The sequence below is a fragment of the Devosia psychrophila genome, assembly GCF_000971275.1.
Taxonomy (GTDB): Bacteria; Pseudomonadota; Alphaproteobacteria; order Rhizobiales; family Devosiaceae; genus Devosia; species Devosia psychrophila.
Genome location: NZ_LAPV01000217.1, coordinates 1 through 685, shown reverse-complemented (window position 1 = coordinate 685; position 685 = coordinate 1). Strand labels below are relative to the sequence as shown.

The following is a 685-nucleotide window of genomic DNA, read 5'->3' as shown; positions in this document are numbered from 1 at the left end:
CCGCCCAGCTATGACAATATCTCGATACTCTTATTCGAACCCATCGCCCGCCACTCCGCTGTTGATGCTGGCCGTTACCTTATGCAGCCTCGGCAGTGTCAGCGCCCAAGAGATGAGCGCCAATGAGGCGAAAGGCACCTATCTGTCCGGCGAGTGGCAGGAAGGGCAGGGGGTGGTTACACGCGGCCCCGATGGCAAAGTGGTGTTCCTGTTCGGCGAAGTCCAGCCGTCGGTCGTCTGCTCACCGTTGCAGGTTTGCGATATTGAGCTTCAAGCCGGCGAAGTGGTCCGCGACGTGCTCGTGGGCGATAGCGTCCGCTGGAAGGTAGATCCTGCGACCTCGGGGGCTGCCGGCGCCCAAGCGGTTCACCTCATCGTCAAGCCGTCTGAAGCCGGCATTGAAACCTCAATGGTGGTGACCACATCGCGTCGAACCTACCACGTGCAATTGCGCTCCCACGCAACGGAATACATGGCCCGGATTGGCTTTGAGTATCCTGGCGACGTTGCTGCCAAGCTTGGCGAAATCAACGCCCGGATGGAAGCCAGCGTCATCGACGGGGCAGGGGTTCCAGCCGAGAATCTGGATTTTGGATTCCGCATCGAGGGGGCTGCACGCTGGAAGCCCACCCGCATTTACACCGATGGCCTCAAAACCTACATCCAATTCCCGTCGGCCCTGGCC

1 protein-coding gene is annotated in these 685 nt (G+C 60.4%); it reads left to right on the top strand.

Going from position 1 to position 685, the window contains the following annotated elements:
- Positions 1-64 precede the first annotated feature (64 nt).
- The coding region (trbG, locus tag WH91_RS20960) for a P-type conjugative transfer protein TrbG (RefSeq protein WP_248305840.1) at positions 65-685 on the top strand (621 nt) is incomplete at its 3' end.